The 24,714-nt window shown below is 67.0% G+C and carries 21 protein-coding genes; 12 read left to right on the top strand and 9 right to left on the bottom strand.

What is annotated here, in order from left to right; translation table 11 throughout:
- The first annotated feature begins 131 nt into the window (after window positions 1-131).
- The 5 genes from F8S13_11830 to F8S13_11810 all read left to right on the top strand — a co-directional run bounded on the left by F8S13_11830 (window position 132) and on the right by F8S13_11810 (window position 6,621).
- Window positions 132-1,280 (top strand): histidine kinase, encoded by a 1,149-nt coding sequence (locus tag F8S13_11830; GenBank protein ID KAB8142931.1) that lies wholly within the window; start codon window positions 132-134, stop codon window positions 1,278-1,280.
- Between the two features lie 335 nt (window positions 1,281-1,615).
- Window positions 1,616-3,307, top strand: coding sequence for a penicillin-binding protein 2 (locus F8S13_11825; protein KAB8143146.1), 1,692 nt, complete (start codon window positions 1,616-1,618; stop codon window positions 3,305-3,307).
- Between the two features lie 111 nt (window positions 3,308-3,418).
- Window positions 3,419-4,681 carry a PDZ domain-containing protein gene (locus tag F8S13_11820; protein ID KAB8143145.1) on the top strand — a complete coding sequence of 421 codons (1,263 nt, stop codon included), beginning with the start codon at window positions 3,419-3,421 and terminating at the stop codon, window positions 4,679-4,681.
- An 8-nt stretch (window positions 4,682-4,689) separates the two neighbouring features.
- Entirely contained in the window at window positions 4,690-5,298 is a 609-nt protein-coding gene (gene hisB, locus F8S13_11815; GenBank protein KAB8142930.1) for an imidazoleglycerol-phosphate dehydratase HisB, read from the top strand.
- A gap of 48 nt (window positions 5,299-5,346) precedes the next feature.
- Window positions 5,347-6,621, top strand: a complete 1,275-nt coding sequence (locus F8S13_11810; protein ID KAB8142929.1) for an AI-2E family transporter — start codon at window positions 5,347-5,349, stop codon at window positions 6,619-6,621.
- Between the two features lie 119 nt (window positions 6,622-6,740).
- Here the strand turns inward: F8S13_11810 and F8S13_11805 are convergent, their stop codons facing one another.
- The 6 genes from F8S13_11805 to F8S13_11780 all read right to left on the bottom strand — a co-directional run bounded on the left by F8S13_11805 (window position 6,741) and on the right by F8S13_11780 (window position 11,239).
- Window positions 6,741-7,253: an HD domain-containing protein gene (locus F8S13_11805; GenBank protein ID KAB8142928.1), complete on the bottom strand. Its 513-nt coding sequence runs from the start codon at window positions 7,251-7,253 to the stop codon at window positions 6,741-6,743.
- Window positions 7,254-7,483: 230 nt separating this feature from the next.
- Entirely contained in the window at window positions 7,484-8,422 is a 939-nt protein-coding gene (gene meaB / locus F8S13_11800; protein ID KAB8142927.1) for a methylmalonyl Co-A mutase-associated GTPase MeaB, read from the bottom strand.
- Between the two features lie 8 nt (window positions 8,423-8,430).
- Window positions 8,431-8,841: a cobalamin B12-binding domain-containing protein gene (locus F8S13_11795; GenBank protein ID KAB8142926.1), complete on the bottom strand. Its 411-nt coding sequence runs from the start codon at window positions 8,839-8,841 to the stop codon at window positions 8,431-8,433.
- Between the two features lie 33 nt (window positions 8,842-8,874).
- A complete protein-coding gene (locus F8S13_11790) occupies window positions 8,875-9,846 on the bottom strand; it encodes a prephenate dehydrogenase/arogenate dehydrogenase family protein (protein KAB8142925.1) in 972 nt (323 codons plus the stop codon).
- 287 nt (window positions 9,847-10,133) lie between these two features.
- Window positions 10,134-10,751 carry a hypothetical protein gene (locus tag F8S13_11785; GenBank protein KAB8142924.1) on the bottom strand — a complete coding sequence of 206 codons (618 nt, stop codon included), beginning with the start codon at window positions 10,749-10,751 and terminating at the stop codon, window positions 10,134-10,136.
- Window positions 10,748-11,239 (bottom strand): PDZ domain-containing protein, encoded by a 492-nt coding sequence (locus F8S13_11780; GenBank protein ID KAB8142923.1) that lies wholly within the window; start codon window positions 11,237-11,239, stop codon window positions 10,748-10,750. The genes F8S13_11785 and F8S13_11780 overlap by 4 nt, the downstream gene beginning before the upstream one ends.
- 178 nt (window positions 11,240-11,417) lie before the next feature.
- On the opposite strand from F8S13_11780, the gene F8S13_11775 reads away from it, so the two are divergent.
- The 7 genes from F8S13_11775 (at window position 11,418) to F8S13_11745 (ending at window position 18,999) form a co-directional block, all read left to right on the top strand.
- Entirely contained in the window at window positions 11,418-12,086 is a 669-nt protein-coding gene (locus tag F8S13_11775) for a hypothetical protein (protein ID KAB8142922.1), read from the top strand.
- Window positions 12,087-12,328: 242 nt separating this feature from the next.
- Window positions 12,329-13,693 (top strand): tRNA (N6-isopentenyl adenosine(37)-C2)-methylthiotransferase MiaB, encoded by a 1,365-nt coding sequence (gene miaB, locus F8S13_11770; GenBank protein KAB8143144.1) that lies wholly within the window; start codon window positions 12,329-12,331, stop codon window positions 13,691-13,693.
- Window positions 13,693-14,532 (top strand): CPBP family intramembrane metalloprotease, encoded by an 840-nt coding sequence (locus F8S13_11765; GenBank protein ID KAB8142921.1) that lies wholly within the window; start codon window positions 13,693-13,695, stop codon window positions 14,530-14,532. Before miaB ends, F8S13_11765 begins: the two co-directional genes overlap by 1 nt.
- Before the next feature lie 147 nt (window positions 14,533-14,679).
- Window positions 14,680-15,468, top strand: coding sequence for a tetratricopeptide repeat protein (locus F8S13_11760; GenBank protein KAB8143143.1), 789 nt, complete (start codon window positions 14,680-14,682; stop codon window positions 15,466-15,468).
- A gap of 227 nt (window positions 15,469-15,695) precedes the next feature.
- On the top strand, window positions 15,696-16,049 hold the full coding sequence (locus F8S13_11755; protein ID KAB8142920.1) for a hypothetical protein: 354 nt from the start codon (window positions 15,696-15,698) through the stop codon (window positions 16,047-16,049).
- The gene (locus tag F8S13_11750) at window positions 16,046-17,434 is read left to right on the top strand and encodes an AAA family ATPase (GenBank protein ID KAB8142919.1); all 1,389 of its coding nucleotides are present in this window, start codon (window positions 16,046-16,048) and stop codon (window positions 17,432-17,434) included. Before F8S13_11755 ends, F8S13_11750 begins: the two co-directional genes overlap by 4 nt.
- Before the next feature lie 50 nt (window positions 17,435-17,484).
- The gene (locus tag F8S13_11745) at window positions 17,485-18,999 is read left to right on the top strand and encodes a CpaF family protein (GenBank protein ID KAB8142918.1); all 1,515 of its coding nucleotides are present in this window, start codon (window positions 17,485-17,487) and stop codon (window positions 18,997-18,999) included.
- 58 nt (window positions 19,000-19,057) lie between these two features.
- On the opposite strand, the gene F8S13_11740 is transcribed toward F8S13_11745, so the two are convergent.
- The 3 genes from F8S13_11740 to F8S13_11730 form a co-directional block, all read right to left on the bottom strand.
- Window positions 19,058-19,696, bottom strand: coding sequence for a ComF family protein (locus F8S13_11740; protein ID KAB8142917.1), 639 nt, complete (start codon window positions 19,694-19,696; stop codon window positions 19,058-19,060).
- Window positions 19,697-19,804: 108 nt separating this feature from the next.
- Window positions 19,805-21,244 carry a cyclic nucleotide-binding domain-containing protein gene (locus F8S13_11735; GenBank protein KAB8142916.1) on the bottom strand — a complete coding sequence of 480 codons (1,440 nt, stop codon included), beginning with the start codon at window positions 21,242-21,244 and terminating at the stop codon, window positions 19,805-19,807.
- A 110-nt stretch (window positions 21,245-21,354) separates the two neighbouring features.
- Window positions 21,355-24,696, bottom strand: coding sequence for a UTP--glucose-1-phosphate uridylyltransferase (locus tag F8S13_11730; protein ID KAB8143142.1), 3,342 nt, complete (start codon window positions 24,694-24,696; stop codon window positions 21,355-21,357).
- Window positions 24,697-24,714 lie beyond the last annotated feature (18 nt).

The raw sequence follows: 24,714 nt of genomic DNA, 5'->3' as shown, positions 1-24,714 counted from the left end.
AGCATTCCATACGCATTTCTGCATCATATGCGATGCACCGTATGCGCCATGCCGCCCTTCCCTTGCCACTGTCTTGCGCTGCGCTCTGCGATCGAGGGGCATGCCTATGAAACCTACCCACGAGGTGACAGGTGAGCAACCAATGCCCACATCAGCCTGCGCTTGCTGATACCTCTGTCTTTCTCTCCTACCGATGGCTCACCTGGCTGCTGGCCGGGGCTGCGGTTGTCTGGCAAGGGGTCACCCAGCAGTACATCCTGCCGCTGATGGCCGCCGCGCTGCTGAATCTGCTCGCCGCCGTGCTCTCGCGCCAGTACGCCCAGGTTTCCCAGCGCTACCCCGCGATCCTCAGCCTCGATATTGTCTACTGTGTGGCCATGCTGATGGTGACCGGCGGCTGGGCCGGGCCGCTCAGCTTCTATGCCTTGAGCGGCGTGGTGCTGCCTGCGCTGCTGTTTGGCTGGCGCGGCGGGTTTATGGCCGGGCTGCTCACCGTCTCGCTCACGCTGGCGCTCTACCTGCGCAATGGCCAGCAGCCCACGCTGCTGGTCGCCCAAGAGCGCAATGTGGAGCTGCTGGCCATGCTGCTGCTGGCCCCGTGCTTTGGCCTGTGCTTTCCCGTGGCGGTCGAGTATCTGCGCCACCGCAGCGCGCGCCGCGCCGCGCCGCGCCGCGCCCCGCGCTCCTACTTCGACGAGCCGAGCGGCGGCGAGCGCGGCGATATCGGCGGTATCCGGCGGGGCGGTGGGCCGGCCCGTACCGCCGACCGTAGCCTGGCGCTGGGCGGCCATCCGCAGGGCGGCGCTGGCCCCGCCATCCGCACCGCCGCCGAGCCGCATGTCGAGGATCTGCGGCGGATGCTCTACGCGCCCATGCCCCAGCTCGATATGGATTTTCAGCGCTGGATGCAGATCTGCATCACCCGCTTTAGCGACTATACCGGTGCCACCGCCCGTGTGACGGTGCTTGGCCGCCCTCACGCGCTCCGCTACCCTCACCAGGTTGTGCTGCAGCGCCTGCTGCAGGAGTCGCTGCTGAACATCCACCAGCACGCGCACGCCACCAAAGTCGATGTGACCCTCCGCTACGATCCGCTCTCGATCGCGCTGCTGATCCAGGATAATGGGATCGGTCTGCTTGATGGCAGCTTTGAGCGCCCACGGCTGCATGCGCTGCGCGCCATGCAGTATCGCTTTGCCGAGCTGGGCGGACGGCTCGATGTGTTCGAGACCGAGGGCAGCGGCGTGACGGTGCGTGCCACCGCGCCGCTTGAGCCGTAGCGCGCCTTCGGGCTGCCGCCTGTTTCCACCGCCAGGCTCGCACATGCTGGGCGCTGCCCGGCGCGGCCCCTTGCTCGTTGGTATGCCCCGCCAATAAGTTGTGGTAGGATGTGCTGCCAGATGTGGTCGCCTCGCGCAGGGGCGATCGCTAGTGGTCGTTGTACACAGCACCCCAGCGCTGCCGAGCGCCTGAGCCATAGCTTAAGGTTGAAAGATACATGAAACGCTCTGTTCGACATCCAAAAGCAGCATTTGCCCGCAAGCGCGGCGGCACGGTCGATCTCTCCTCGCGTCGGCAGACGGTGACCGTACGCCAGGCGGTGAGCATCGCATCCATGATCGGCGCGGCCCTGCTGCTGATCTACGGCATGCTCCAGCCGGTGGAGCAGGACTCGCGCTGGATCCTGTCGCTGTGGCTGGCCGCGCCCCTGCTGCTGCTGACAATTCGCTTCTCGCTGCCGAAGGCGCCGCACGGTGTCGCGCGCAGCATCCAGAACCTGGCGATTGTGGTGGCGGTGGGCTTCTCGCTGCTCAGCTTCGAGCTGCTGCGGCAGCAGTTTGTCCGCTCGCATGAGATCTACAACTTCATCTATACCGATGACCAGACTGGCCAGTCGACCAGCAATGTGCGCCCGATTATTGATGCCGAGCGCGTGCAGCGCGGCAAGATCGTGGATAGCACCGGGCGGGTGCTGGCCAGCAGCCGGGTGACCAACGGCTTCGCCACGCGCACCTACCCGATCGAGCAGGAGTTCGACCCCACCTCCTTTGGCAATGTGCTGGGCTATTTCAGCAGCCGCTTCGGCCAGAGTGGGCTAGAGCTGACCTATAGCGACTACCTCAGCGGCGAGCACGACGCCTGGAGCCGCTGGCAGGATTGGATGCTGGGCAACCCGCGTGTGGGCAGCGACCTGCATCTGACGCTCAGCGCGCCGCTGCAGGCGGCGGCGGGCCAGATCTTGGCGGGCCGCACCGGGTCGATCGTGGTGCTGAACCCCAAGACGGGCGCGGTGCTGGCCATGGCCAGCGGCCCGAACTTTGACCCGCGCGGGCTGGCCACCAACAACGACGCCGAGGATAGCGCCGCCGATAATAGCCGGGTGGGGGCCTACTGGAATGAGATCACCAGCGATGCCTCGGGCCAGCCGCTGATCAACCGTCCGGTGCAGGGCCGCTACCCGCCGGGATCGACCTATAAGACCGTGACGGCCATCGGCGCGCTGGAGAACCCGCAGCTTGGCCGCCCGGATGAGATCGACTGCCCGAACGAGCGCTACACCGACGAGGGCGCGCCGCCGGTGGTGAATGCGGTCAACGACCTGTTTACGCGCACCGGCAACCCATCGAATCTGGAGCATGTCTACGCCTTCTCGTGCAACACCGCGTTTGCAGAATATGCCATGCGGCTGGGACAGGAGAAAGAGGTGGAGATCGCCGAGCGCTTCGATATCTACCGCCCGCAGGATACGCCCGACAGCTACAGCGGCTTTACCGACCTGCCCACGCGGGCCAGCCAGATCTACGTCGACCCGGGCTTTCTGAACACCAAGGCGGCGGTGGCCGACACCGGCTACGGCCAGGGCCAGCTGCTGGTGACGCCGCTGCAGATGGCGATGGTGGCGGCCTCGGTCGCGAACGATGGCGTGATGATGCGCCCCTATCTGGTTGACCATATCACGCGGCCCGACGGCGCGACGATCTACACCCACGGCCCCAGCGCCATCCGCCGCGTGATGTCCTCGGAGACGGCGGCCAAGATGCGGGTGAACATGCGGGCTGGCGTCGAGTACGGCTTTGGCAAGGCGGCGCAGCAGGTCGACCCATCGGTGGCGCTGGTGGGCGGCAAGTCGGGCACCGCCGAGAATGTGCCCGGCGCAACCCCGCACGCGTGGTTTATCGCCATCGCGCCGGTGGACAACCCGCGCTACGCGGTGGCGGTGATGATCGAGAATGGCGGCGAGGGTTCGAGCGTCGGGGCGCGGGCGGCGGGCGAGGTGCTGGCCGCCGCATTTAGCCTGGAGCAGTAGAGGGTGCGCTACCGTCGACATCTTGTGATGCTCAGGCGCTCGGTGCGCCTTGGCCTGGTCGCTGGGGCGCTGGCGGGCTGCGCGCCCCAGCTGGCCCACGAGCCGCAGCCCATGCTGGCCCAGCCTGCGCTGAGCGAGACGGCGCTGGCCACCCCCACCCGCTTCCCCACGCCCACGCCGCTGCCCACCATCACCCCCGAGCCGACGCCGCTGCCCGCCAGCGCGGCCCCGCCCACCAGCGTGCAGCCGACGCCGCTGAGCGCCACGCTGCGTCGCCAGGTCTACGATAAGGTCTGGGAGCTGGTGGATGAGAAGTACCTCTACCCCGATTTCAACGGGCTGAACTGGGCCAATATCTACGACGAGTACCTGCCCAGGATCGAGCAGGCCCAGTCGAACGATGACTTCTACGCCGATCTCTCCGAGATGATCGCGCTGCTGGATGACCACCACTCGCGCTTTCTGCCGCCCGCCGCCGCACAGAGCCAGGACACATCCAACACGGGCGTGGAGACCACGGTGGGCATCGGCATCATCGCATCCTACGAGCGTGACAGCGGCTATATCAGCACGGTGTTCCCCGATAGCCCGGCGGCGCTGGCCGACATCCGCCCGCGCGACCGGATCATCGCGGTAGATGGTCACCCCTACACCCAGGACGACGGCGACCTGCAGGGGCTGGCGGGCACGACGGTGCGCCTGAACATCCAGCGGCCAGGCGAGAAGCCCTACGATGTGGTGGTGGTGCGCCAGGAGGTGCAGGGGCGGGTTGTGCCGACCTACAAGCGTATGCACGGCGACATCGGCTATCTGAGCATCCCGACGCTGTGGGTGGAGGATATGGATGCGCAGGTGAGCGGCGCGATCACCGAGCTGGTGGCGGCTGGGCCCATGAGCGGCATGATCGTGGATCTGCGCGGCAATGGCGGCGGCTGGGAGCATGTGCTGGCGGGCATCCTGGGGCACTTTGTGCGCGGCCCGGTCGGCACGTTCTACGACCAGCGCTCGTCGCGCACGCTGAACGTCACATCCTCGGCGGGGCCGGATGTGCGCCGCATCCCGCTGATCATCCTGATCGATGGCGACACGCAGTCCTACGCCGAGGTGCTGGCGGCGGTGCTTCAGGAGGGCGGGGCCAAGGTGGTGGGCGTGCCCTCGGCGGGCAACACCGAGTCGATCTATGTCTACTCGCTGCGCGACGGCTCGCGGCTGTGGCTGGCCCAGGAGAACTTCAAGCTGCGCAGCGGTGCGAACCTGGAGGGCCGCGGCGTGCAGCCAGACTCGCTGGTGGATGTGGACTGGAAGCGCTATAGCGAAGAGGACGACCCGCAGATTCTTGAGGCGCTGCGCCTGCTGGGCGCTGGCCCAAAGTAGGCGATTGAATGGAGAGCTTGGGAACCATGACACGCACTGGGACGATCACCCGCACGACGGGCGAGACGGCGATCACGCTGACCTTTTCGATCGATGGCACGGGCCATGCGGATGTTGCGACGGGCGTGGGCTTTCTTGACCATATGCTGACGCTGTTTGCCAAGCACGGCCTGTTCGACCTGGCGGTGAGGGCCGATGGCGACCTGCATATCGACGAGCACCACACCGCCGAGGATGTGTGCATCTGCCTGGGCAAGGCGCTCGACCAGGCGCTGGGCGAGCGGCGCGGGATCGTGCGCACCGCCCACAGCTATGTGCCCATGGATGAGGCGCTGGCCCTAGTGGCGGTCGATCTGGGCGGGCGACCCTACTGCGTGTTTAACGCCGCGTTTGATACGCCGCGCATCGGCCAGCTGGGCACCGATCTGATCTTTCACCTGTTCGAGAGCATCGCGTTTAACGCGCGCATGAACCTGCACGCCCGTGTCGAGTATGGACGCAACGACCACCATAAGGTGGAGGGCCTGTTTAAGGCATTTGGGCGCGCCCTGGATGCGGCCACGCGCATCGACCCGCGCCTCGATGGGGCGGTGCCGAGCACGAAGGGCACGCTCTAGATCGGCGCGGCCTGCCCGCTTTTGAATGTAAAGGAACTGCCTGTGGCGATGAGTCAACCGCCCTCTCTTGACCCACCGCAGGGCGGGGAGCCAACCCCGCCTTTTCTGCCCGCCGCGCCGCCCGAGCTGGTCCAGCCAGCCCCGCTCGCCGCTCCCAGCCTGCCCTCGGCTGGGCGGCTGGCCCAGTGGCTGCTAGTGGCGCTGGTGCTGTATGGCATCGGCTGGCTGCTCTGGCAGTCGTTCGCGGCGCTGACGCCCTTTATCATGGGGCTGGTGCTGGCCTATATCCTCACGCCCTTTGTGAACCGGCTGGACCGCAAGATGCCGCGCTGGCTGGCCATCCTCACCGTGTATGTGGCCATGATCGTGATGCTGGTGATCAGCTTCGCCTATGTGGTGCCGCCGGTGGTCCAGCAGATCGATCAGCTGGCCGACAGCGTGCCATCCATCTCCGAGCTGGAGCAGCGGCTCAGCTCGCTGAACACACTGTATCGCGAGCGCGTGCCGCCCCAGCTGCAGGCCCAGATCGATCCGGCGATCGCTAGCTCGCTGCAGAGCCTGCGCACCGCCATCGGCTCGAACATCCAGCAGATCACCACCTTTTTGTTTACCCAGATCAGCACAATCGTCAGCACGATCACCTTCTTGGTCGGCTTCCTGATCATTCCGATCTGGCTGTTCTATGTGTTAAATGATCAGCGCAAGGGCCAGGATTTTGTCGATCGCATGCTGCATCGCCGCATCCGTGCAGATTTTTGGAACGTCTGGACGATGATCGACAAGGTGTTTAGCGACTACATACGTGGCCAGATCATCCTCTGCTTTGCCGTTGGGCTTGCGGTGGGCATCGGCCTGCTGATCCTGGAGCTGCTGCACATCAAGGTGAGCTATATTTTGCTGCTGGCGATTGTGGCGGGTATTACCGAGTTTATCCCGGTGCTGGGGCCGGTGATCGGCGCGATCCCGGGCATTCTGGTGGCGCTGATCAGCGCGGGGCCGCAGGGCGCGCTGGCCGCCCTGGTGGTGTACGTGGTGGTGCAGCAGCTGGAAAATAACATCCTGGTGCCGCGCATCGTGGGCGATAGCGTGGGCGTGCACCCGGCCATTCTCACGGTGGTGCTGATCGCGATGGGGCAGGTGTTCGGCCTGCTGGGCGTGATCCTCTCGGCCCCGCTGACGGCGATCGCCCGCGACCTGTTTGTGTACACCTACGCGCGGCTGGGCGGGGCCACGCCCGAGGCGGCGATCGATCGGGCGCATAGCCGCGCTGCCCCCGAGCCGCCTGTGCCGCCCGCCGCCCCGCCGCCGCTGGCGGCGCAGTAGCGCGGGCGGGGCTGGTCGAGGCCGCGCTTGTTGCCAGTGTATTGAGCGCATAAGGAAAGCCCAGCGAGCAAACGCTGGGCTTTTTTCATGCCTTCAGTGGCTATAGTGATCGATGTTGGCTAGGCTGCGACCTTGCGGGAGAAGATCCGCCGCCGTGGCTTGGCGCTGTAGTAGGGGTCGCTCTCCATCAGCTCGCGCCGCACCCGTATGCTCTTGCCGCTGATCAGCCCCGCCACGAACTGCTTCATGTCGCCCAGCGATGCGGCCTTGTCGGCCAGCACCAGCACCCAGGCCTCGCGCGAGGTGGGGGCCGGGCCGAACGGGTACATGTGGCTGACGATCGCCTCGCACACTTCGTCGCACTCGCCCTGCGCCGCCGCCCAGCGCGCCGCCACGCCGCCGTGGCTGGTGAGCGTGCCCTCGCGCGAGTCGATGTCGTGGATGAGCGCGGCGCGGACACAGACGCGGGTGTCGGCCTTCATCCAGCGCGAGAGGCGGTAGGAGAATTTTACCGAGCGCAGCAGGTGATCGTGCTTGGGGATGCTGTGGTGCATGTGCTGGCGGGTCTCAAGAACCTTGGGGTGGTGGAGTAGGTCTTCGATCAGGTCGTCCACAGAAAAACCTCCGGACATGGGTGGTGTCACTGTTGTGGCGCTGGCGCGTGAGGCAGCGCTCGTTGGACTTTGTTATAGCACGCGGCGGTATGGCGGGCCATACCCTATCGGTCCTGTTCTGTTGTAGGAGAATATTATACTTTGCGAATTACCAGATGGGGGAAGAAATGATAAGAGTTCTGTTATAGTTTGATTCTTTTTTGGGAAGGGGGCATGTGGGGCGGGATGCGGCCCGCCCCGGCATGGGTCTAGCGCTCATCTAGCAGCGCCAGCGCGGCGGTGTAGGGGTCGGCGCTGCGGTCGGCGATCTGGGCCAGCAGCGCGTCCCAGCGGGCGCGGTCGGCGGTGGCGCGGGCCAGGGCCAGCTCCTGCACGCTGTGGGCTAGGGCGCGGTCGGCGCGGCGCTGGTTGAGCGCGGCCATGTGCCCGTCCTGGCTCAGGTGGGCGCGGTGGCGCTCGACGGCGGCGGCGATCTCGGCGATGCCCTGGCCCTGCTGGGCCACGGCGGGCAGCACGGGCGGCTGCCATGCCCCGGGCTTGCGCTCGCCTAGGTTCAGCATGGCGCGCAGCTGGCGCATCACCACCTCGGCGCCCTCGCGGTCGGCCTTGTTCACCACGTAGAGGTCGGCGATCTCCAGGATGCCAGCCTTGATGCTCTGCACATCGTCGCCCGCGCCCGGCGTCTCCACCACGATGGTGGTGTGGGCCACGCCGTGCACCTCGATCTCGCTCTGGCCCGCGCCCACAGTCTCCACGATCACCATGTCGAAGCCTGCGGCGTCGAGCAGGGCTAGGCTGTCGTCGGTGGCGCGGGCGATGCCGCCCAGCCGTCCTCGGCTGGCCATGCTGCGCACGAACACGCCCGCGTCGCCGCCCAGGGGCTGCATGCGGATACGGTCGCCCAGGATGGCCCCGCCGGTGAAGGGCGAGGTCGGGTCGACAGCCACGATGCCCACAGTCTTGCCCGCGCGCCGCCAGTGCTGGGCTAGGGCGTTGACCAGGGTGGATTTGCCCGCACCGGGCGAGCCGGTGACGCCCAGGATGTGGGCGCGGCCCGTGCTGGGGTAGATGGCCCCCATCAGCTCGCGCGCGGCGGGGCCGCCGGTCTCCACCAGGGTGATGGCGCGGGCCAGGGCGCGGCGGTTGCCGGACAGCAGCTGGCTGGCCAGGGTCGGCTGTTCTGCCATGGGCTGCCTCACAGTTCTCGCGATGCGGCGACGTGGGTCTGGATGAAGTCCACCACATCGTGGGTGGGCGAGCCGGGGCCATATACGGCGGCGATGCCGTGGTCGCGCACCAGCGTGGCGGCGTCGGCGTCGGAGATGATGCCGCCCGCCACCACCAGCACGTCGTCGGCCCCCTGTTCGCGCAGCAGGCTGGTGATCTTGGGCAGCAGGGTCATATGTGCGCCGGAGAGAATGGAGAGGCCGATGGCGTCCACATCTTCTTGGATGGCGGCCTCGACGATCATGGATGGGGTCTGCTGGAGGCCGGTGTAGATCACCTCCATCCCGGCGTCGCGCAGGGCGCGGGCCACCACCTTCGCGCCACGGTCGTGGCCGTCGAGGCCGGGCTTGGCCACCAGAACGCGGATCTTTCGCTCCATGGGGTTGCTCCTTGTCGTTAGGGCGTGCGGATGCTAGCGCTGCTCGCGCTTTTTGGTACCAAGGCCCAGCAGCCCGCGCCGCTCCACCGGCGGGCTGAGCGAGACAAAGTCATCCTCGCCGGGGCGGCCTGGCTTGGTGCCCACCCACTGGTCGCGGGCGGCCTTGGCCTGCTGGAAGGTGGCCAGCAGCGCCTGCTGATCTTCGCTGGCGATCTGCTCGCGCAGAGCGCCGAGCCAGGCGCTGGCCTCGTCGATCCAGCGCAGCAGCGCCTCGCGGTTGGTGAGGCAGATGTCGCGGTGCATGGCCACATCGCCCGAGGCCAGGCGGCTGATGTCGCGGTAGCCGCTGGCCGCGAGGGTGGCCATCTCGCGCCAGCTGGGGCTGGCGGTGGTGGTCTGCACCAGCGCGGTGGAGAGCAGGAAGGGCAGGTGCGAGACCCCCGCCACGTAGCTGTCGTGCTCGGCGGGGTCGAGGTAGTAGGGCTTCGCGCCCGCCTGGCGCACCATCGCATCCAGCACCTGCACCGCCTCGGGGCGGGCCTTGGCGGTGGGCGTCAGGCAGTAGATGGCATCCTTGAAGAGGTCGGGGCTGGCCGCGTGCGCGCCCGACTGCTCGCTGCCCGCCATGGGGTGCCCGCCCACAAAGGTGGCGGTGCTAGGCAGCAGCTCGGCGGCCCAGGCCGCAATCTGGGCCTTGGTGCTGGTCACGTCGGTGACGATCGCGCCATGGCGCAGCAGCGGGGCGATCTCGGTGAAGACCGCGCGGGCGGCCAGCGCGGGAACGGCCACCACCACCAGATCGGCCTCGCGCACCGCCTCCTCCAGGGTGCGGGCCTGGCGGTCGATCGCCAGCCGCCCGCGCGCGTCGGCGGTGGCCTTGGGGTTGCTGTCGTAGCCGATGATCGCCGTGGCACCGAGCGGCGCGGCCTGCTCTGGCGCCGAGCGGAGCGCCATCCCAAGCGATGTGCCGATCAGTCCCATTCCAAGGATGGAGATATGAAGCATGGCGCGATCCTTTCCGACGTGCGCGTCAGAGCACGTACTACTGCGGTCTATTGTACAAGATGTTTCTGCCGGTTCGACCGGGCGTGCTGTAGGGCTATCCCCATCATATGGTAGGGTCTATGCGCTCTCAACAGAGCACCAATTTTTCACCACCAAGGCACCAAAGGAAAAGGGGGCAATAACCACCAAGGCTCGAAGATTCGAAGGAAAAAGATACAAGCCTTCGAGCCGTCGCGTCTTCGTGGTAAAGAGGCTTAGGTGAATCAAGAACGCATCGGCCCTGGCCGCTAGGCTGGGGGCTTGACATAGGCGAGGAACAGAATCTCGCTCACCACCGCGATCAGCAGCACCACCACCGCCGAGAGCGGGTTGAGCACCCGCAGCCCGGCCAGCGCACCGCAGGCCGCCAGCGCCGCGCCGAACTCGTGGGCCTGCCGCCAGGCGCGCCGCGTGTCGTACTTTTTGGCGCGGTAGTGGAAGATCTTGGTGCCGATCAGGTAGGCCGCAGGCAGCGCCAGCGCCGAGCCGAGCGCAAACAGCCCGCCGAGGAAGATTAGGTACACTGGCAGATCGGGCAGGAAGTAGATCGGGCCGGTGGGCGGGGGGATGAACGCCAGCGCGTAGAGCAGCACCAGGCTGCCGCAGGCCCCCTGGAACGCCACCCCCGGCGTGCGCATGGCCATCTGCACCGGCACGAAGGTGAGCAGCGCCGCCGCCAGCACCAGCGCGTAGAAGATCACGCGCAGCGGTGCGAAGGGCGGCAGCGTGCCCAGGTTGGGCGAGATCAGGATGGCCAACACCGAGGCCCAGCACAGGCCGGCGGCGGTGGCCAGCAGCAGCATGGGGCGGCGGATGGTGATGCCCCGCAGGCCGCTGGGCCTGGTGGGCGGGCTATCGGGTATCATAGGTCTCCTGGCGCTTCGGGGCGAGATGTGTAGTAGATGCCCATGTAGGGCCGCGCCTTGGCCCCTGGGAAGGGCGCGAGCGTGATATCGAGCGATATCTCGCTGTCGTCGCGGATGATCTGCAGGCTCACGCTGTCGCCGGGGTGGAAGATCTTGATCCGCTCGGCCAGATCCTGCCCATCCTGCACCGAGCTGCGGTTGACCGCCACGATCACATCGCCGCGCCGCACGCCCGAGCTGGCCGCCGGGCCGCTGCGGTCGAGCCTCGTGACTAGCACGCCCAGGTCGGGCAGCTGCATCGCGCGCGCTACGGCGGTGGCCAGCTCGATCTTACCCTGGTAGCGCGCGGCGCTCTGCCCCACCGCCCAGCCCGCCAGCGCGCTGCCCGCCACACACCACACGAATACCAGCCCGCCGATCATATACCAGGCCTGCCGCGGCAGCCGACGAAGCCAGCCCATGGAATGCTCCCGATTGTTTTGTGACATAGCGCGGATTCTACCCCCCACGATACCTAGCGTCAAGCCTGCGACCTGCGTCCGATATCCTTTATCATGCGGAAGAATGAGCCGCCGCGCTCCCGGCGATCGCCGCGAACGTGGTATACTTCATGCGCTTTTGATACCGAGCGTATGATTGAGAATGATACGAACATAGGAGCGTTGCATGAGCGACACGACAGATCCGACAGAGCTAGACCTGCTGGTTGGTTCGATCTTTACCACCCGACCAGAGGAGGATCGCGAGCTTTTTGAAGAGGAGCGCGAGTGGCTCTCCGACATTCAGGATCTGCTTCGCGAAGAGGGCGTCGAGGTTGACCTGCTGGCCCAGCCCGGCGTGGAGATCTGGGAGGGCGGCATCAGCCGCTTCATGGATCTCTACCAGCTGCGGCTGTTCGCGGCCTACCTGGAGCAGGGCAAGGGCATCGCCTCGGTGCTGACCCTGCCCGAGGAGCTGGACGCCGAGCCGGATGACGCGCTGACGTCGATCTGGGAGGGCGAGGCCAGCACCCGCTTCCCGCACCTGATCAACCACCAGGCCGACGGCGGCTACTACCTGCCGGTCGACTTCGCCGAGCCGGTGTGGCTGGAGGTGGATGAGGAGAGCGAGGAGCACCACCACGACCACGATCACGACCACGATGAGTACGAGGAAGAGGACAGCGTGGTCAGCTTCGGCTCCTCGGTGGCGCTGCAGCGCGAGCTGGTGGAGCTGGAGGGCCTGCTGAAGGGTGCGAGCGTGCCCAGCAGCCACCCGGCCTACCGCTGCCTCAGCGTGCTGCGCACCGCCGCCGACCAGAGCGTGGCCAACAACCTGCCGATCGTCGTCTGGTAGGTTTTCCTCACTCAGAAGAACGTGTGCCGAGTGCGCTGGCACACGTTCTTTATTGATCTCGGCCCACCGCACCTCCCCGCAGCGCGGGGAGGTGCTGGCCCCTTCGGAAACCGGCGCGCAGCCGCGCCGCGCTCCCGCGATCTCCCCCGGCATAGCAGTGCTTGCGCGGGGCATTCAGATGCGCTATAATGCGCGGCTGCTATCTAAAACCCAGGAATGGAACGATGCCAGATCTCACGCTGATGCCTTTTGAGGCCTTCCAGAACACGGCTCCGGCGACATCGCGCGATACCACGCCCCGCGAGCGCCGCTACTACGTCTGGACGGTCGGATGTCAGATGAATATCTCCGACTCCGAGCGCCTTGAGTCGGCCCTCCAGGGGGTCGGCTACGCACCCGCCGAGCGGCCCGAGGAGGCCAGCTTTATCGTGCTGAACTCGTGCAGCGTGCGCGCTTCTGCCGAGGAGCGCATCATCGGCAAGCTGGGCGAGCTGCAGCGCGTTAAGCGCGAGCAGCCCGATACCCGCATCGTCCTCTGGGGCTGCATGGTGGGGCCGAACAACCAGTCGATCTTCCGCCAGAAGCTGCCGGTGGTCGACCACTTCGTCTCGCCCTCGGCGGTGGATGAGGTGCTGGCGCTCGCGCCGAACCCGGTCTACCAGCTTGAAGACCCCGCGCTGCCGGTGGCCAGCTGGGAGCACCCGCCCGTGTCGGTGCACGTGCCCATCCAGTACGGCTGCAACATGAACTGCGCCTTCTGCGTCATCCCATCTCGCCGTGGCCGCGAGCGCAGCCGCCCGCTGGAGGAGATCGTGGATGAGGTGGCGCGGATCGTGGCGCGCGGCGCGAAGGAGATCGTGCTGCTGGGCCAGATCGTCGACTCGTGGGGGCACGACCTGCCGGGCCGCCCGACCCTGGCCGACCTGCTGCGGGCGGTGCACGAGGTTCCCGGCCTGGTGCGGCTGCGCTTCCTCACATCGCACCCCGCGTGGATGACCGACAAGCTCATCCAGACTGTGGCCGAGCTACCCCGCTGCATGCCCGAGATCAACCTGCCGGTGCAGGCTGGCCACGACGAGATTCTGAAGATCATGCGGCGCGGCTACACCGTACAGCGCTACCGCGACCTGATCGGGCGCATCCGCGCGGCCATCCCCCACGTGTCGATGACCACCGATATCATCGTGGGCCACCCCGCCGAGCAGCGCCACCACTTCGAGGGCACCGTGGATCTGGTGCGCGAGATTGGCTTTGGCAAGGTGCACATCGCCGCCTACTCGTGGCGGCCCGGCACCCGCGCCGGCGACATGGAGCAGGACCCGGCCTTCGCCGTGCCCGAGGAGGAGAAGCAGGCCCGACGCGTCGAGCTTGAGCGCCTGCAGGAGGAGATCTCGGCCCAGCAGAACACCGCCTACCTTGGCCAGACCGTCGAGGTGCTGGTGGAGGGCGAGAGCAAGGGCAAGTGGCGCGGTCGCTCGCCGCAGAACAAGCTGGTGTTCTTCAGCGATGCCCAGGATTGGACCGGGCGGCTGGCGCTGGTGCGCGTGCGCCACACGGGCGCGTGGTCGCTGCAGGGCGACCTTGTAGGCGAAGGAACCCCGGCCTAATGACAGACAATGCTGCAGAGATCGCTGCCCCAGCCCCGCGCGGGCGCTGGCCGCTGGCGGTGGTGGTGTGGATCGATCTGGCGATCGTGGTGGCGCTGGTGCTGCTCACCTCGGCGCTGGTGCAAGGTCTGGGGCTAGGCATCGCTGCGCGCGCGCAGGGCCTGACCCCCGATCAGCTGCGCGGCATGGATGAGTCTGGCCTGCTGAGGCTGCTGGGCATCCGCTGGATCTTTATCTCCACCCTGCTGCAGAACCTGATCTTTATCGCGGTGCCGCTGGTGCGCGTGCGCCTGCTGCGCCGCAGCCCGCTGGCCAGCATCGGCATCGGCTTGCCCGCCTGGCCTATTCTGATCGGCGCGAGCGTGGGGATGGGCATCCTGGCGCTGTTGATGAATGTTGGGCTGGGGCTGTTTTTTAGCCAGGTGCTGCATATCGAGCAGAACCAGTCGGCGCAGTTTGGCGCGCTGATCAGCCGGGGCGACTACTTCGGCCAGCTGCTGTTTGCGATCATGGCCGTGGTGATCGCGCCGCTGGGCGAGGAGACGCTCTTCCGCGGCTATCTGTTCCACGCGCTGCGGGGCAGCGATCGGCCATGGCAGCTGGGGCTGGCCATGGCGTTCAGCGCGGGCCTGTTCTCGGCAGTGCACCTCTTTAATGTCACCCAGGGCCAGATAGCGCTGGTTGTGCCGATCTTTCTGCTGGGGCTGGTGTTTGTTGGCGGGGCCTACCTGACCAAGAGCATCTTGCCCGGCATTATCGCCCATATGATGTTTAACAGTTTAGGGGTGCTGGGCCTGCTGGTGTGCGTGAACGTACCGGCGCTCGGCTGCCCCATCTAGCGGCGGCTACTGTACCACCTTCGCGGCGGGCCAGCGCGGCAGGAAGCCCCGCGCCCCGCATAGCCCTATGGATAAAAGGAGCGAGAGTTGACCAAGCAGGATGAAAAATTGCGCCAGCGGCGGCGGCTCCAGGATCGTGCGATCGAGATGGCCTCGCGCAACAGCTGGACCGAGGCAGTGGATGTGAACCGCCAGATTATCGAGCTTGGCGAGGATGCCGATGCGTACAACCGCCTTGGCAAGGCCTATTTCGAGCTTGGCCAGTTCGATGAGGCCCACAAGGCCTATGGCTCGGCGCTGCGGATCATGCCCACCAACATCATCGCCCGCAAGAACTACGACCGGCTGGAGAGCCTGATCGCCCGCGCGGTGACGCCCCAGGTGGTCGATCGGTCGAGCCGCGAGCTGGTCGACCTGCGCCTGTTCATTACCGAGACCGGCAAGACCGCCGTCACCCCGCTGGTGGACATCCAGCGCGGGCCGATGGTGGATGCCGTGGTCACGGGCGAGAAGGTCGATGTGGTGGTCGAAGGCCGCAACGTGGTGGTGCTGGACGCCACCGGTAACGTGCTGGGCCGCATCGAGCCGAAGCTAGCCCAGCGCCTGATGGAGCTGATGAACGGCGGCAACCGCTATATCGCGGCGGTGGTGCAGATCGACTCAAAGCAGCTGCGCATTCTCATCCGCGAGATCTACCAGGATCCCTCGCAGCGCGGCCGCATCTCGTTCCCCGGCAAGTTCGGCGAGGGCTCGCTGCGCGGCTATGTGGCTACCGGCACCTACGAGGATCTGGATGGCGATATGCTGGAGGACGACGACTCGAACGACGATGTCGAGATCGAGGAGGACGACACCTTCGGCGGCGATGACGAGGAGCTGGGCCTGGACGATATCGAGCAGGATATCGGCGAGGACGACGATATCAACGAAGAGTAGCTGTTTCCCCGCGTCGGCTGGGCGGCCCCGCGCCCCCAGCCGACACCCCGGGCTGGTAACGATACCGTGAGAGACTAGCTCTCTTGTACTATTGCCATCCAAGCCCTCGGACCGTATACTAGAGCCGAGCGATATCGTATCGCTTGGCGTTTTTGTATGGTCTGTTCCTGTCGAGCCTCGGGGTCTCTTGTCTCGCCACCACATGGCGCACGGGGCCGAGGAAACCTGTGGGAGGTGAGATGGAACCGCATGCGGACGACACGGGCACGTATTCTCCCCCGCCAACAGACTCGGGCGCGATTCGGGTCTTTATTCGCACCCCCGAGCATGTTATCATTGGCAGCATCCATACTGGCCCCGATCAGTGGCTGAAAGATGTGATCGATGCCAACCGCGCCTCGTTCCTCACCATTATCGATGCACATGTCTATAGCGCATCCGAGGAAACCCTGATCTACCACAGCGCGCAGATGCTTGTCGCCGCTGCGCATATTGTGCTTCTCAGCCCGCTGAGCGACCATATTTTCATCCGCGATGTGCCCTGGCTGGCAGATCGCCCTATCCCACAGATACCACTATGAGCTTTCAACTACGCGAGTTTACGAGTGCATCCAACCAGGGCCCGACCGCTGGTTCTGGCGGCGGTGGCGGCGGCCCGGTCGTTCCGATCCCCCCCGAGCCGACCTCGATCAGCGAGACGGGCCTGGGCATGGGCTTCATCAACGATCTGGTGCTGAAGATCGTCTACTTCAACGGCAGCATCACCGGCCAGCAGATCGAAGACGAGACCAAGCTGCCCTTCCTGGGCGTGATCGACAAGGCGCTGGAGTTCCTCAAGCTTGAGGAGTATGTTGATATCACCGGCGCGCAGGGCGGCTTCAACGAGCGCGCCTTCCAGTATGTGATCGCCAACAAGGGTCGCCTGAAGATCAACGAGGTGCTGGCGCGCTCGCAGTATGCAGGCCCGGCCCCGGTGCCGCTGGCGGTGTACATCGATATCGTGCAGCGCCAGTCGGTGGGCAATATGGTGGTGGATGGCCGCGTGGTCAATGATGCCTTCAGCCACCTGGTGGTGAACCAGACCATGCTCGACAAGATCGGCCCCGCCGCCAACTCGGCCCGGTCGCTCTTCCTGTATGGCCCGCCCGGCAACGGCAAGACCACGATCGCCGAGGGCATCGCCAACATGATGGGCGGCCAGATCCTCATCCCCTACGCGGTGGAGATCGACGGTCAGGTGATCAAGGTCTTCGACCCGCTGAACCACAAGCCCATCCCGCAGCCCCCGGTGACGCGCAGCGAGCCAAACGCGGCGTTTGGCGGCGCCCCCCAGCATCACGAGTTCGTGCCCGACCGCCGCTGGGTGGTGTGCAAGCGACCGCAGGTGGTGGTCGGCGGCGAGCTGATCATGGAGCAGCTGGAGCTGATCTTCGACCCGATCTCGAAGGTGTACGAGGCCCCCTACCAGCTGAAGGCTAACGGCGGGCTGTTCCTGATCGACGACTTCGGGCGGCAGAAGATCCGCCCGCAGGATCTGCTGAACCGCTGGATCGTGCCGCTGGAGAAGAAGATCGACTATCTGGCGCTGCAGACCGGCAAGAAGCTGCAGGTGCCCTTCGATGTGCTGATCGTGTTCTCAACCAATCTCTCGCCGAAAGATCTGGTCGATGATGCCTTCCTGCGGCGCATCCGCCACAAGATCGAGGTGCCCAATCCCACGCCCGATGAGTACCGCGAGATCTTCCGGCGCGTGGCCAAGGCCAAGGGCGTGCCCTACTCGGATGATGGGCTGCGCTACCTGATCCAGGAGCACTATATGAAGGTGCGGCGCGACCTGCGCTCCTGCCACCCGCGCGACCTGTGCGACCAGATCTTGGATGAGTCGCGCTACCGCGGCGCAACGCCCACCATGTCGAAAGAGCTGATCGACCGCGCCTGCGAGGCGTACTTTGTGAAGTTTAACTAGGCACACCGTTTCTAACCCATGAGCTTGCCTCCTGAGAGGAGATCTGCACAATGTCGCTTCTGAAGCGTATTGGAAACACCCCACAGCCTGCCGAGAATGCGGCCCCTGCCCCACAGCCCGCCCCGCCCGCCGAGCCGCGCGGCTCGCAGCTGGGCACCGCAGTGCCACCGCCACCGCCGAACGCCGCGCCTGCGCCCCAGCGCTCGGCCCTGGAGGAGCGCGTGTCGAGCGCGACGGTCGGAGCCGGCGGCGCTGTTTCATACGGCACGAGCGACACCGCAACACAGCAGAAGATCATCGAGCTGTCGCTCTGGATCGTCGACCGCATCCAAGGCTCGCTGAACAACCAAGAGCTGAAGCGCACCCCCGAGTCCGAGCGCATGCTGCAGGAGCGCTTTGGCAACTACTACCGCCAGAGCAACACCAGCCTGAGCGAGCCGCAGGTGCGCCAGCTCTACGACATGGTGCTCGATGAGCTGTTCGGCTTCGGGCCGATGGAGCCGCTGCTGCGCGATGAGACGGTGAGCGAGGTCATGGTCAATGGCCCCAAGCAAGTCTACATCGAGCAGAAGGGCAAGCTGATCATGACGCCCGTGCAGTTTGCCAACGACGAGCACGTGCTGAAGGTGATTGACCGCATCATCCGCCCGCTGGGCCGCCGCGTCGACCGCAAATGGCCGATGGTGGATGCCCGCCTGCCTGATGGCAGCCGCGTCAATGCCATCATCCCGCCCTGCGCGATCGATGGCCCCTCGATCACCATCCGTAAGTTTTCCAAGAACAAGCTGCAGATCGAGGATCTCGTGCGGTTTGGCTCGGTCACGAACGAGATGGCCGAGTTCCTGCGCGCCTGTGTGGTGAGCCGCCTGAACGTGGTGGTGTCCGGTGGCACTGGCTCTGGTAAGACTACGCTGCTCAACGTGCTCTCCAACTTCATCCCGCAGGATGAGCGAATCGTGACGATCGAGGACAGCGCCGAGCTGAAGCTGGGCCAGGATCACGTGGTGCGGCTTGAGTCGAAGCCCGCCGAGATCGATGGCTCGGGCCGCGTGAGCATTCGCGACCTGGTGATTAACTCGCTGCGTATGCGCCCCGAGCGCGTGGTGATCGGCGAGTGCCGCGGCGGCGAGACGATGGACATGCTCCAGGCCATGAACACCGGTCACGACGGCTCGCTCACCACACTGCACGCCAACACCCCGCGCGATGCTATCTCGCGTATGGAGACAATGGCGATGATGGCCGGTATGGATATGCCGCTCAAGGTTATCCGCGAGCAGATCGCCTCGGCTATCGACCTGATTGTGCAGCAGACCCGCCTCGACGATGGCCAGCGCAAGGTGGCCTATATCACCGAGGTGCAGGGCATGGAGGGCGACACCGTGGTGCTACAGGATATCTTCATCCTAGACATCAAGGGTAAGACGCCCGAGGGTAAGATCATATGCGATCTGAAGCCGACGGGTACGCGCCCGCGCTTCACCAGTAAGCTGGAGGCCCATGGCTTCAAGCTGCCGCCTAGCATCTTCGGTGCGACAGTGCCGGGCCAGAGCGGGCGCTGGTAGCTGCTGGCTGCCGCAGGTGGGGCGCGCTGGGGAAACCCGGCGCGCCCTTTTTTGCGCCCTAGCGGATGCTGCGGGCCAGCGCGAGGCCATAGACCTCGCGGCTGCCCGCCTCACGCAGCGCTATGGCGCAGGCGCTCATGGTCGCGCCGGTGGTGAGCACATCGTCGACTAGCAGAATTCGTGCGGGTGGCGGTGCAGCGGCCTGCCAGGCAAACACGCCGCGCATGTTTGCTTGGCGCTGCTGGGCGTTGAGGTGGGCCTGCTGGCTGGTGGCGCGAGTGCGCACCAGCCCCGCGGCAACGCATGGCAGCCCAGCCCCGCGCGCCGCCGCGCTGGCCAGCAGCTCGGCCTGGTTGAAGCCACGCTCGGCGAGGCGGCTGGCGTGCATTGGCACCGGCATGACCGCGTCGATGTCGGGGGCGTGGGGGCGGGCTAGCTCGGCCAGCAGCTGCCCAAGGGGCTGGGCCACGCGCCTGCGGCGGCGGTACTTGAGCTGGTGGATGGCCTCGCGGATGGGCCGCTGGTAGATGTAGCCGATGCTGATGGCATCGAGCGCGGGGATGCCGCGCACATGGTCGGGGTAGATGTCCAGGGCGCTGCGGCAGCGCTCGCAGAGCGGCTCGCCCAGGGCGCCGCAGCCCGCGCAGCGCTCGGGGAACAGCAGGGCGAGGAGTGACTCGATAAGCTGTGCGATCATAGGCGTGGGTGGTGGTAGCTGCGGTATCGATGCATACCGCGCTCAGTATAGCCGCGCGCGCGGCCTCGCTGTATGCCCCAGCGGTCCCATGCCCGCTGCCCGTTTGGGCTAGAACGGGAAGATCTCGTCGACGGGGATGAGCCGGAGCGCCCCGGTCGGGCAGCCCTCGACGCAGGCGAGGTCGCTGTGGCCGTGGCAGAGATCGCATTTGTCGGGGCTCTGGGCCGGGCGCACAGGGTCGAGCGCGATCTCGCCATTGCGGCGGATGAGGCGCTGCCAGAGCTTTTGCAGCTGGGGCTGCGGGGTGAAGGGGTGGTCGATCATCGTGATGGCATCGTAGGGGCAGGCCGGGGCACATTTGCCACACCCATCGCAGCTGCCGGTGATGATCAGCGCGCCGTTGGGAGCGCGCTGGATGGCATCGTGCGGGCAGGCGGCTACGCACTCGGGCTGGCTGCTGCACTGGCGGCACGCGTCCATCAGGTCGAGGTGCTTGTAGGCCACGCCGTTTGGCCGCAGGCGCGGCTGGCCGTGCCGCTCGGCGCAGGCCTGGGTGCAGAGCGAGCAGCCATCGGGGCAGCGCGTGGTGTCGCGCACCAGCAGGTGCGAGCCGCGCAGCAGCCCGTGCGGTATGGCGCTGCCCACCAGCGCCAGGTGGCCATCGTGGCTCTGGGATGACTGCGCCTGCAGCCGCTGCTCGACGAGGTGGTGGAGCTGCTGGGACAGCTCGGCGTGGCGCTCGATCAGATCGAGGAAGGTGGAGCGCGGCAGCTCAAGCACAGTGGTGGGCGTGATGGCGTGGACGTCGGCGGTGTGTCTGCTGCCGGTCAGCAGCGAGATCTCGCCGAAGAATGCGCCATCTTCCAGCTGGGCGATCAGCGCGCCGTCGCGGCTGATCACGCACTGGCCCGACTCGATCAGGTAGAGCGCCGACCCCGGCTCGCCGAGGGCGATGATCTGCTGGCCGTGCTCGTAGGTGTGCGGCGTGAGCATCTGGGCGATCTGGTCGCGCTCGGCGGGGGCGAGCGACTGGAAGAGCTGGGTGCGGCTGAGCGCGTGGGCGGCCAGGTGGTGTCGGTAGACCTCGCGCAGGTTGGCCGCCAGCGCGGGGCTGGCCGCGCTGGCGGTGCGCACGGCCTCGATCGAGATTTGCAGCAGCGAGCATAGCTCGCTGGATTCGGCGTAGACCCCCCGGAAGATCGCGCCGAACAGCGGCCCCTCGCCAAAGCACGCGCCCCGGCTATAGGTTCCGATCTCCACAGTGCGGTGGTGCTGGTCGATCAGGGCCAGGTCGGCTTGGCCCTGCAGCACGATGTAGAGGCTTGGCTGGCGGCCCTGCTCAAGGCTTGGCCCGCCCGGCGTGAGGATGCGCAGGGTGCAGTGCGGGGCGAGCCCCTGCAGCACCGCGGTGGGCACGCCCTGGAAGCACGCGAGCGTGGCCAGCTCGGCGATCTGCCGCCGCTGAAGCTCGGCGCGCTGCTCGGCCATCTTGCGGGCGTGCTGTTGGGTTGGGGATGCGGCGTTGCGCTGCTCGGCGGTGGGCTTCATAGGGCTGGCCTTGGGGCTACGGGTATGTGCCTAGTGGCCGTATTCTACCATGCCGCGATTGCCGTTGGGGGCTGGGCTAGGTGGCCATTGGTCACCTAGCCCCCGCTCGATCAGTCCCACTCGCACAGGCCCTCGACATAGGCCGCCGTGCCGTCGCGCAGCCAGCCGTCGAGCTGGGCCTGATCCTTCAGCTGCTGGCCGCGCGGGCGGGGCACCGCCACGAACACGCTGCGCAGGTCGGCCAGCGCGGTCATATCGCCCCACAGCTTTTCAAACTGCGCCACCGGGAATATGTCCTCCTGGCCGTGGCCCCAGCGCTTCTTTACATCCTTCAGGGTGATGTAGGTGGGCAGCCGCGCGCCCAGCGCCCGCACCGCCGCCGTGACCTTTTCCTCATCGGCCAGATCCTCGCGGCGCAGCCCGAAGGCGTCGAGCAGCTGGTCGATGCTGATCCAGGTGGTGAGCGTGTTGTAGTACGAGAGCGTGAACTCGTCCTCCTCGCGCGGCATCGCCAGGCCCTCCAGCAGGCGCAGCTGGCCATCCACGCGGGCGAGGCCGCCGCCGCGATCCTCGATCCGGCGGGTGATCACCTCGAAGGTCAGCGCGCCGCCGCGCTGGATGTGCAGGCCCAGCAGCGCCGGGTCGAGGTCGGCCCCGAGCGTGTCGATGTTGTGCAGCATCAGGTAGCGCAGCTGGGGGCGCTCAGCCAGCAGCCGCGCCAGCGTGCCGTTGCGCAGCATGTTGGGCAGCTCGAACCAGTGGCCGGTGGGGTGCAGGCACTGGCTGGGCATGTTGTCGGTGTAGTCGCTGCCCTCGCCAGTGCCCAGCGCCCAGCCGATCAGGGCCGAGTGCAGGCTGTCGCGCATCTTCTGGGCCTGTGCGTCCAGGATCTGCTGGGCGGTCTCCTCCCAGGCGAAGCGCAGGTCGCGGGCCATGGGCACCAGCCGCAGGCCCACCGAGCGCCCCGGCGAGAGCAACAGAGGCCCCTGGTAGCCGTAGTTGGCCTCGCTGCGCAGGTAGGCCTCGGTGGGGCCGTGGGTCAGGTAGCTGGTGGTGAAGATGTGCGGCACCGGCGTTCCGGCCAGCCTGCTGGCGCGGCGGCTCTTGGCCAGGTGGGTCTCGATGAAGGTGCGGTGCCTGCCGCCTAGCTTGGCGAAGGGGTGGAGCGCCTTCACCACGCCTGCGCCCTGGGTCCAGCGGCTGCCTGCGCCCGCCGCCAGCGACACCACGGCCACCTCGCCGCGCTGGAGCGCTGCCGCGCCGAGGGCGCGCAGCTCGTCGGGCAGGCCGCCGGTGGCGTCCACCACATCGCCCTGCTCCACGTCGCGGATGTCGGTGGTGGGCGCGAGCCGGTTCTGCAGTAGCCCGATGCGCCCGGCGCGCAGGTCGGCGCGGATCTGCTCGTGCTGGAGCCGGTCGAAGCCATTCTGCTCAAGCAGGGCCTGGAGCGTCTGCGCGCCGCCGCCGTCCTCCTGGGCGCGCGGCAGCAGCAGGTCGAACAGCTTGGGCACCATGGTGGAGAGCTGGGGCTGGGTGCGCACCGCCATCCCGAAGCGCTCTAGCTCGGCGCGGCGCGAGGGCGCGAGGCTGCGCGGGTCGGCCCGCAGCATCTGCGGCACCGTTAGGGCGTAGTAGCCGGGCGGCATCAGCGCGCTGTCGCCCTCCAGCAGGTCGGCGTAGGTGCCGCGCTCGTTGATCGCGAAGTCGTAGACCACCGGGTCCATGGCGAAGGGCAGCGCGTTTTCCAGCCGCCGCTTGGTCTCGCGCATCATGGTCTGCAGGTACTCTTGGGCCTCGGCCTTACGGTGGGGCGCGAAGATAAAGCCCATGCCGCCGCCCGACATGCCGCCGAGCATCCAGAAGCCCCAGAAGTCTTGGCCGAAGCGCTCGCGGGCCTGGGCGATCAGCTGCTCGGTGTAGAGGTTGGATGCCCAGGGGATGATCGTCTGGATCGGGCCGAAGAAGTTGCGGGTGGTCAGCTCGCCGATGGCGGCGATGTCGCCATCGCGCAGGGCGGCCAGGATGTGCTCAAGGATGCTAATCGCGTCCTGGCGGCCAACCCACTCGGCATCGCTGCGCAGCAGGTACTTCTCCGTCACCATCTCCAAGATCGGCCCGACGTTCTGGGCCATGCCGCCGTGCACCAGCACCAGGCTATCCTGCAGGGCCTGGCGTGTGGCGTCGGATGCCTGGTCGCGGGTGAGGATGTGGTGGCTTGGCAGCAGCCGCCCCCGGCTAATGCCGTGCTCGGGGTCGCCCTCGGTGGCCAGCGTGCCCTGGATGTGCTTGATCCCCGGCCAGACGCCGCCTGAATCCTGCCAGCCGCCGCCCGAGCCGCCCAGCCACTCGCCCAGGATGGCGCGGGCGGCCACCAGCCGCCGCTCGTCCTCGCGCAGCTGGCCGGTGAGCGATGTGGCCTGCCCGGTGGCGCGCATGCACGCCGCGATCAGCGCGGCCAGCAGGTTGGTGGAAACGGCCAGCCGCGAGCCTTTGGGGATGTCGTTGACCTGGCTCACCAGCTCGATGCCGCGCCCCTGGCCGACCATCCGCGCCAGCAGATCCGAGAGCTTCTGGCCCGACCCCTCGATCCCGGGCGGCACCACGCCTGCCGCGATCAGGGCGGCCTTGAGCAGGCCCAGGTAGTCGCGGGCGAAGTCGAAGACCTCGGACAGGTCGGTGATGTCGGCGGTGGTGGCCAGGTCGATGCTGGTGAGCCGCAGCACCGGCTGGTCGATCACGCGGAAGTAGGCCTCGACCGGCGGCCTGGGGGCGGCGTCGCGCCCGTGCACGCCCAGGTCGATCGAGACGTTCAGCACCTGCGCGCCCTCGGGGAAATCCATGCCCAGGAAGAAGATGTCGCTCCAGCCGCTGTGGGTCAGATCCATGCGCACCGGCGTGGTCTCGCGCAGCACGGGGAAGGCGTAGCCGTGCGCATCCAGCGGGCGCAGCAGCTCGGGCCGCACCCGCAGCGGCTGGTCGAACGGGTGGCCGACGCGGAACATCCACTGGTTGCCGCGCACCGAGCGCACCGAGCGGCGCACCTGGTCGGCCAGGGTCTGGAAGGCCAGCCGGTGGTAGGCGTTGGCCAGCGCGCTGCACAGCGCGTCGGTCGGCCCCTCGGCCTGGGCGGCCTCGCTGAAGACCGTGATCGCCTCCTCGAAGCGGCGGTTGAGCAGGTGCTCGTAGCCCTCGAAGGGGATGAGGCCACGGCACGAGGCCTGGGCGTGGCGCGGTAGATAGAATCGGTAGATCGCGTAGAGAAAGAACAGCGCGCGCACCCGATGGTAGAGGTTGTCGCTGGATCGGCGCAGCGCATCCAGCTCGGCGCACTCGCGCAGCAGCGCATCCACCGTGGCGTCGCGGCAGAAGGCGTCGAGCGAGCGGTCGCGCTCCTCGGGGGTGGGCGAGGTGATGATCGTGGTGAGAACAGACACGGCGTGCTCCTGGGTCACGGCGGGTGCGTGGGGCAC

The sequence above is a fragment of the Chloroflexia bacterium SDU3-3 genome, assembly GCA_009268125.1.
In the GTDB taxonomy this organism is placed as follows: domain Bacteria; phylum Chloroflexota; class Chloroflexia; order Chloroflexales; family Roseiflexaceae; genus SDU3-3.
This window is presented reverse-complemented; position numbering and strand designations above follow the sequence as displayed.

Excerpts from the sequence above, each read along its gene's own strand:
- F8S13_11825 (KAB8143146.1), top strand. The coding sequence starts at position 1,616 with ATGATCGGCGCGGCCCTGCTGCTGATCTACGGCATGCTCCAGCCGGTG.
- F8S13_11820 (KAB8143145.1), top strand. The coding sequence starts at position 3,419 with ATGCTGGCCCAGCCTGCGCTGAGCGAGACGGCGCTGGCCACCCCCACC.
- hisB (KAB8142930.1), top strand. The coding sequence starts at position 4,690 with ATGGAGAGCTTGGGAACCATGACACGCACTGGGACGATCACCCGCACG.
- F8S13_11810 (KAB8142929.1), top strand. The coding sequence starts at position 5,347 with ATGAGTCAACCGCCCTCTCTTGACCCACCGCAGGGCGGGGAGCCAACC.
- F8S13_11805 (KAB8142928.1), bottom strand. The coding sequence starts at position 7,253 with ATGTCCGGAGGTTTTTCTGTGGACGACCTGATCGAAGACCTACTCCAC.
- meaB (KAB8142927.1), bottom strand. The coding sequence starts at position 8,422 with ATGGCAGAACAGCCGACCCTGGCCAGCCAGCTGCTGTCCGGCAACCGC.
- F8S13_11795 (KAB8142926.1), bottom strand. The coding sequence starts at position 8,841 with ATGGAGCGAAAGATCCGCGTTCTGGTGGCCAAGCCCGGCCTCGACGGC.
- F8S13_11790 (KAB8142925.1), bottom strand. The coding sequence starts at position 9,846 with ATGCTTCATATCTCCATCCTTGGAATGGGACTGATCGGCACATCGCTT.
- F8S13_11785 (KAB8142924.1), bottom strand. The coding sequence starts at position 10,751 with ATGATACCCGATAGCCCGCCCACCAGGCCCAGCGGCCTGCGGGGCATC.
- F8S13_11780 (KAB8142923.1), bottom strand. The coding sequence starts at position 11,239 with ATGTCACAAAACAATCGGGAGCATTCCATGGGCTGGCTTCGTCGGCTG.
- F8S13_11775 (KAB8142922.1), top strand. The coding sequence starts at position 11,418 with ATGAGCGACACGACAGATCCGACAGAGCTAGACCTGCTGGTTGGTTCG.
- miaB (KAB8143144.1), top strand. The coding sequence starts at position 12,329 with ATGCCTTTTGAGGCCTTCCAGAACACGGCTCCGGCGACATCGCGCGAT.
- F8S13_11765 (KAB8142921.1), top strand. The coding sequence starts at position 13,693 with ATGACAGACAATGCTGCAGAGATCGCTGCCCCAGCCCCGCGCGGGCGC.
- F8S13_11760 (KAB8143143.1), top strand. The coding sequence starts at position 14,680 with ATGGCCTCGCGCAACAGCTGGACCGAGGCAGTGGATGTGAACCGCCAG.
- F8S13_11750 (KAB8142919.1), top strand. The coding sequence starts at position 16,046 with ATGAGCTTTCAACTACGCGAGTTTACGAGTGCATCCAACCAGGGCCCG.
- F8S13_11745 (KAB8142918.1), top strand. The coding sequence starts at position 17,485 with ATGTCGCTTCTGAAGCGTATTGGAAACACCCCACAGCCTGCCGAGAAT.
- F8S13_11740 (KAB8142917.1), bottom strand. The coding sequence starts at position 19,696 with ATGATCGCACAGCTTATCGAGTCACTCCTCGCCCTGCTGTTCCCCGAG.
- F8S13_11735 (KAB8142916.1), bottom strand. The coding sequence starts at position 21,244 with ATGAAGCCCACCGCCGAGCAGCGCAACGCCGCATCCCCAACCCAACAG.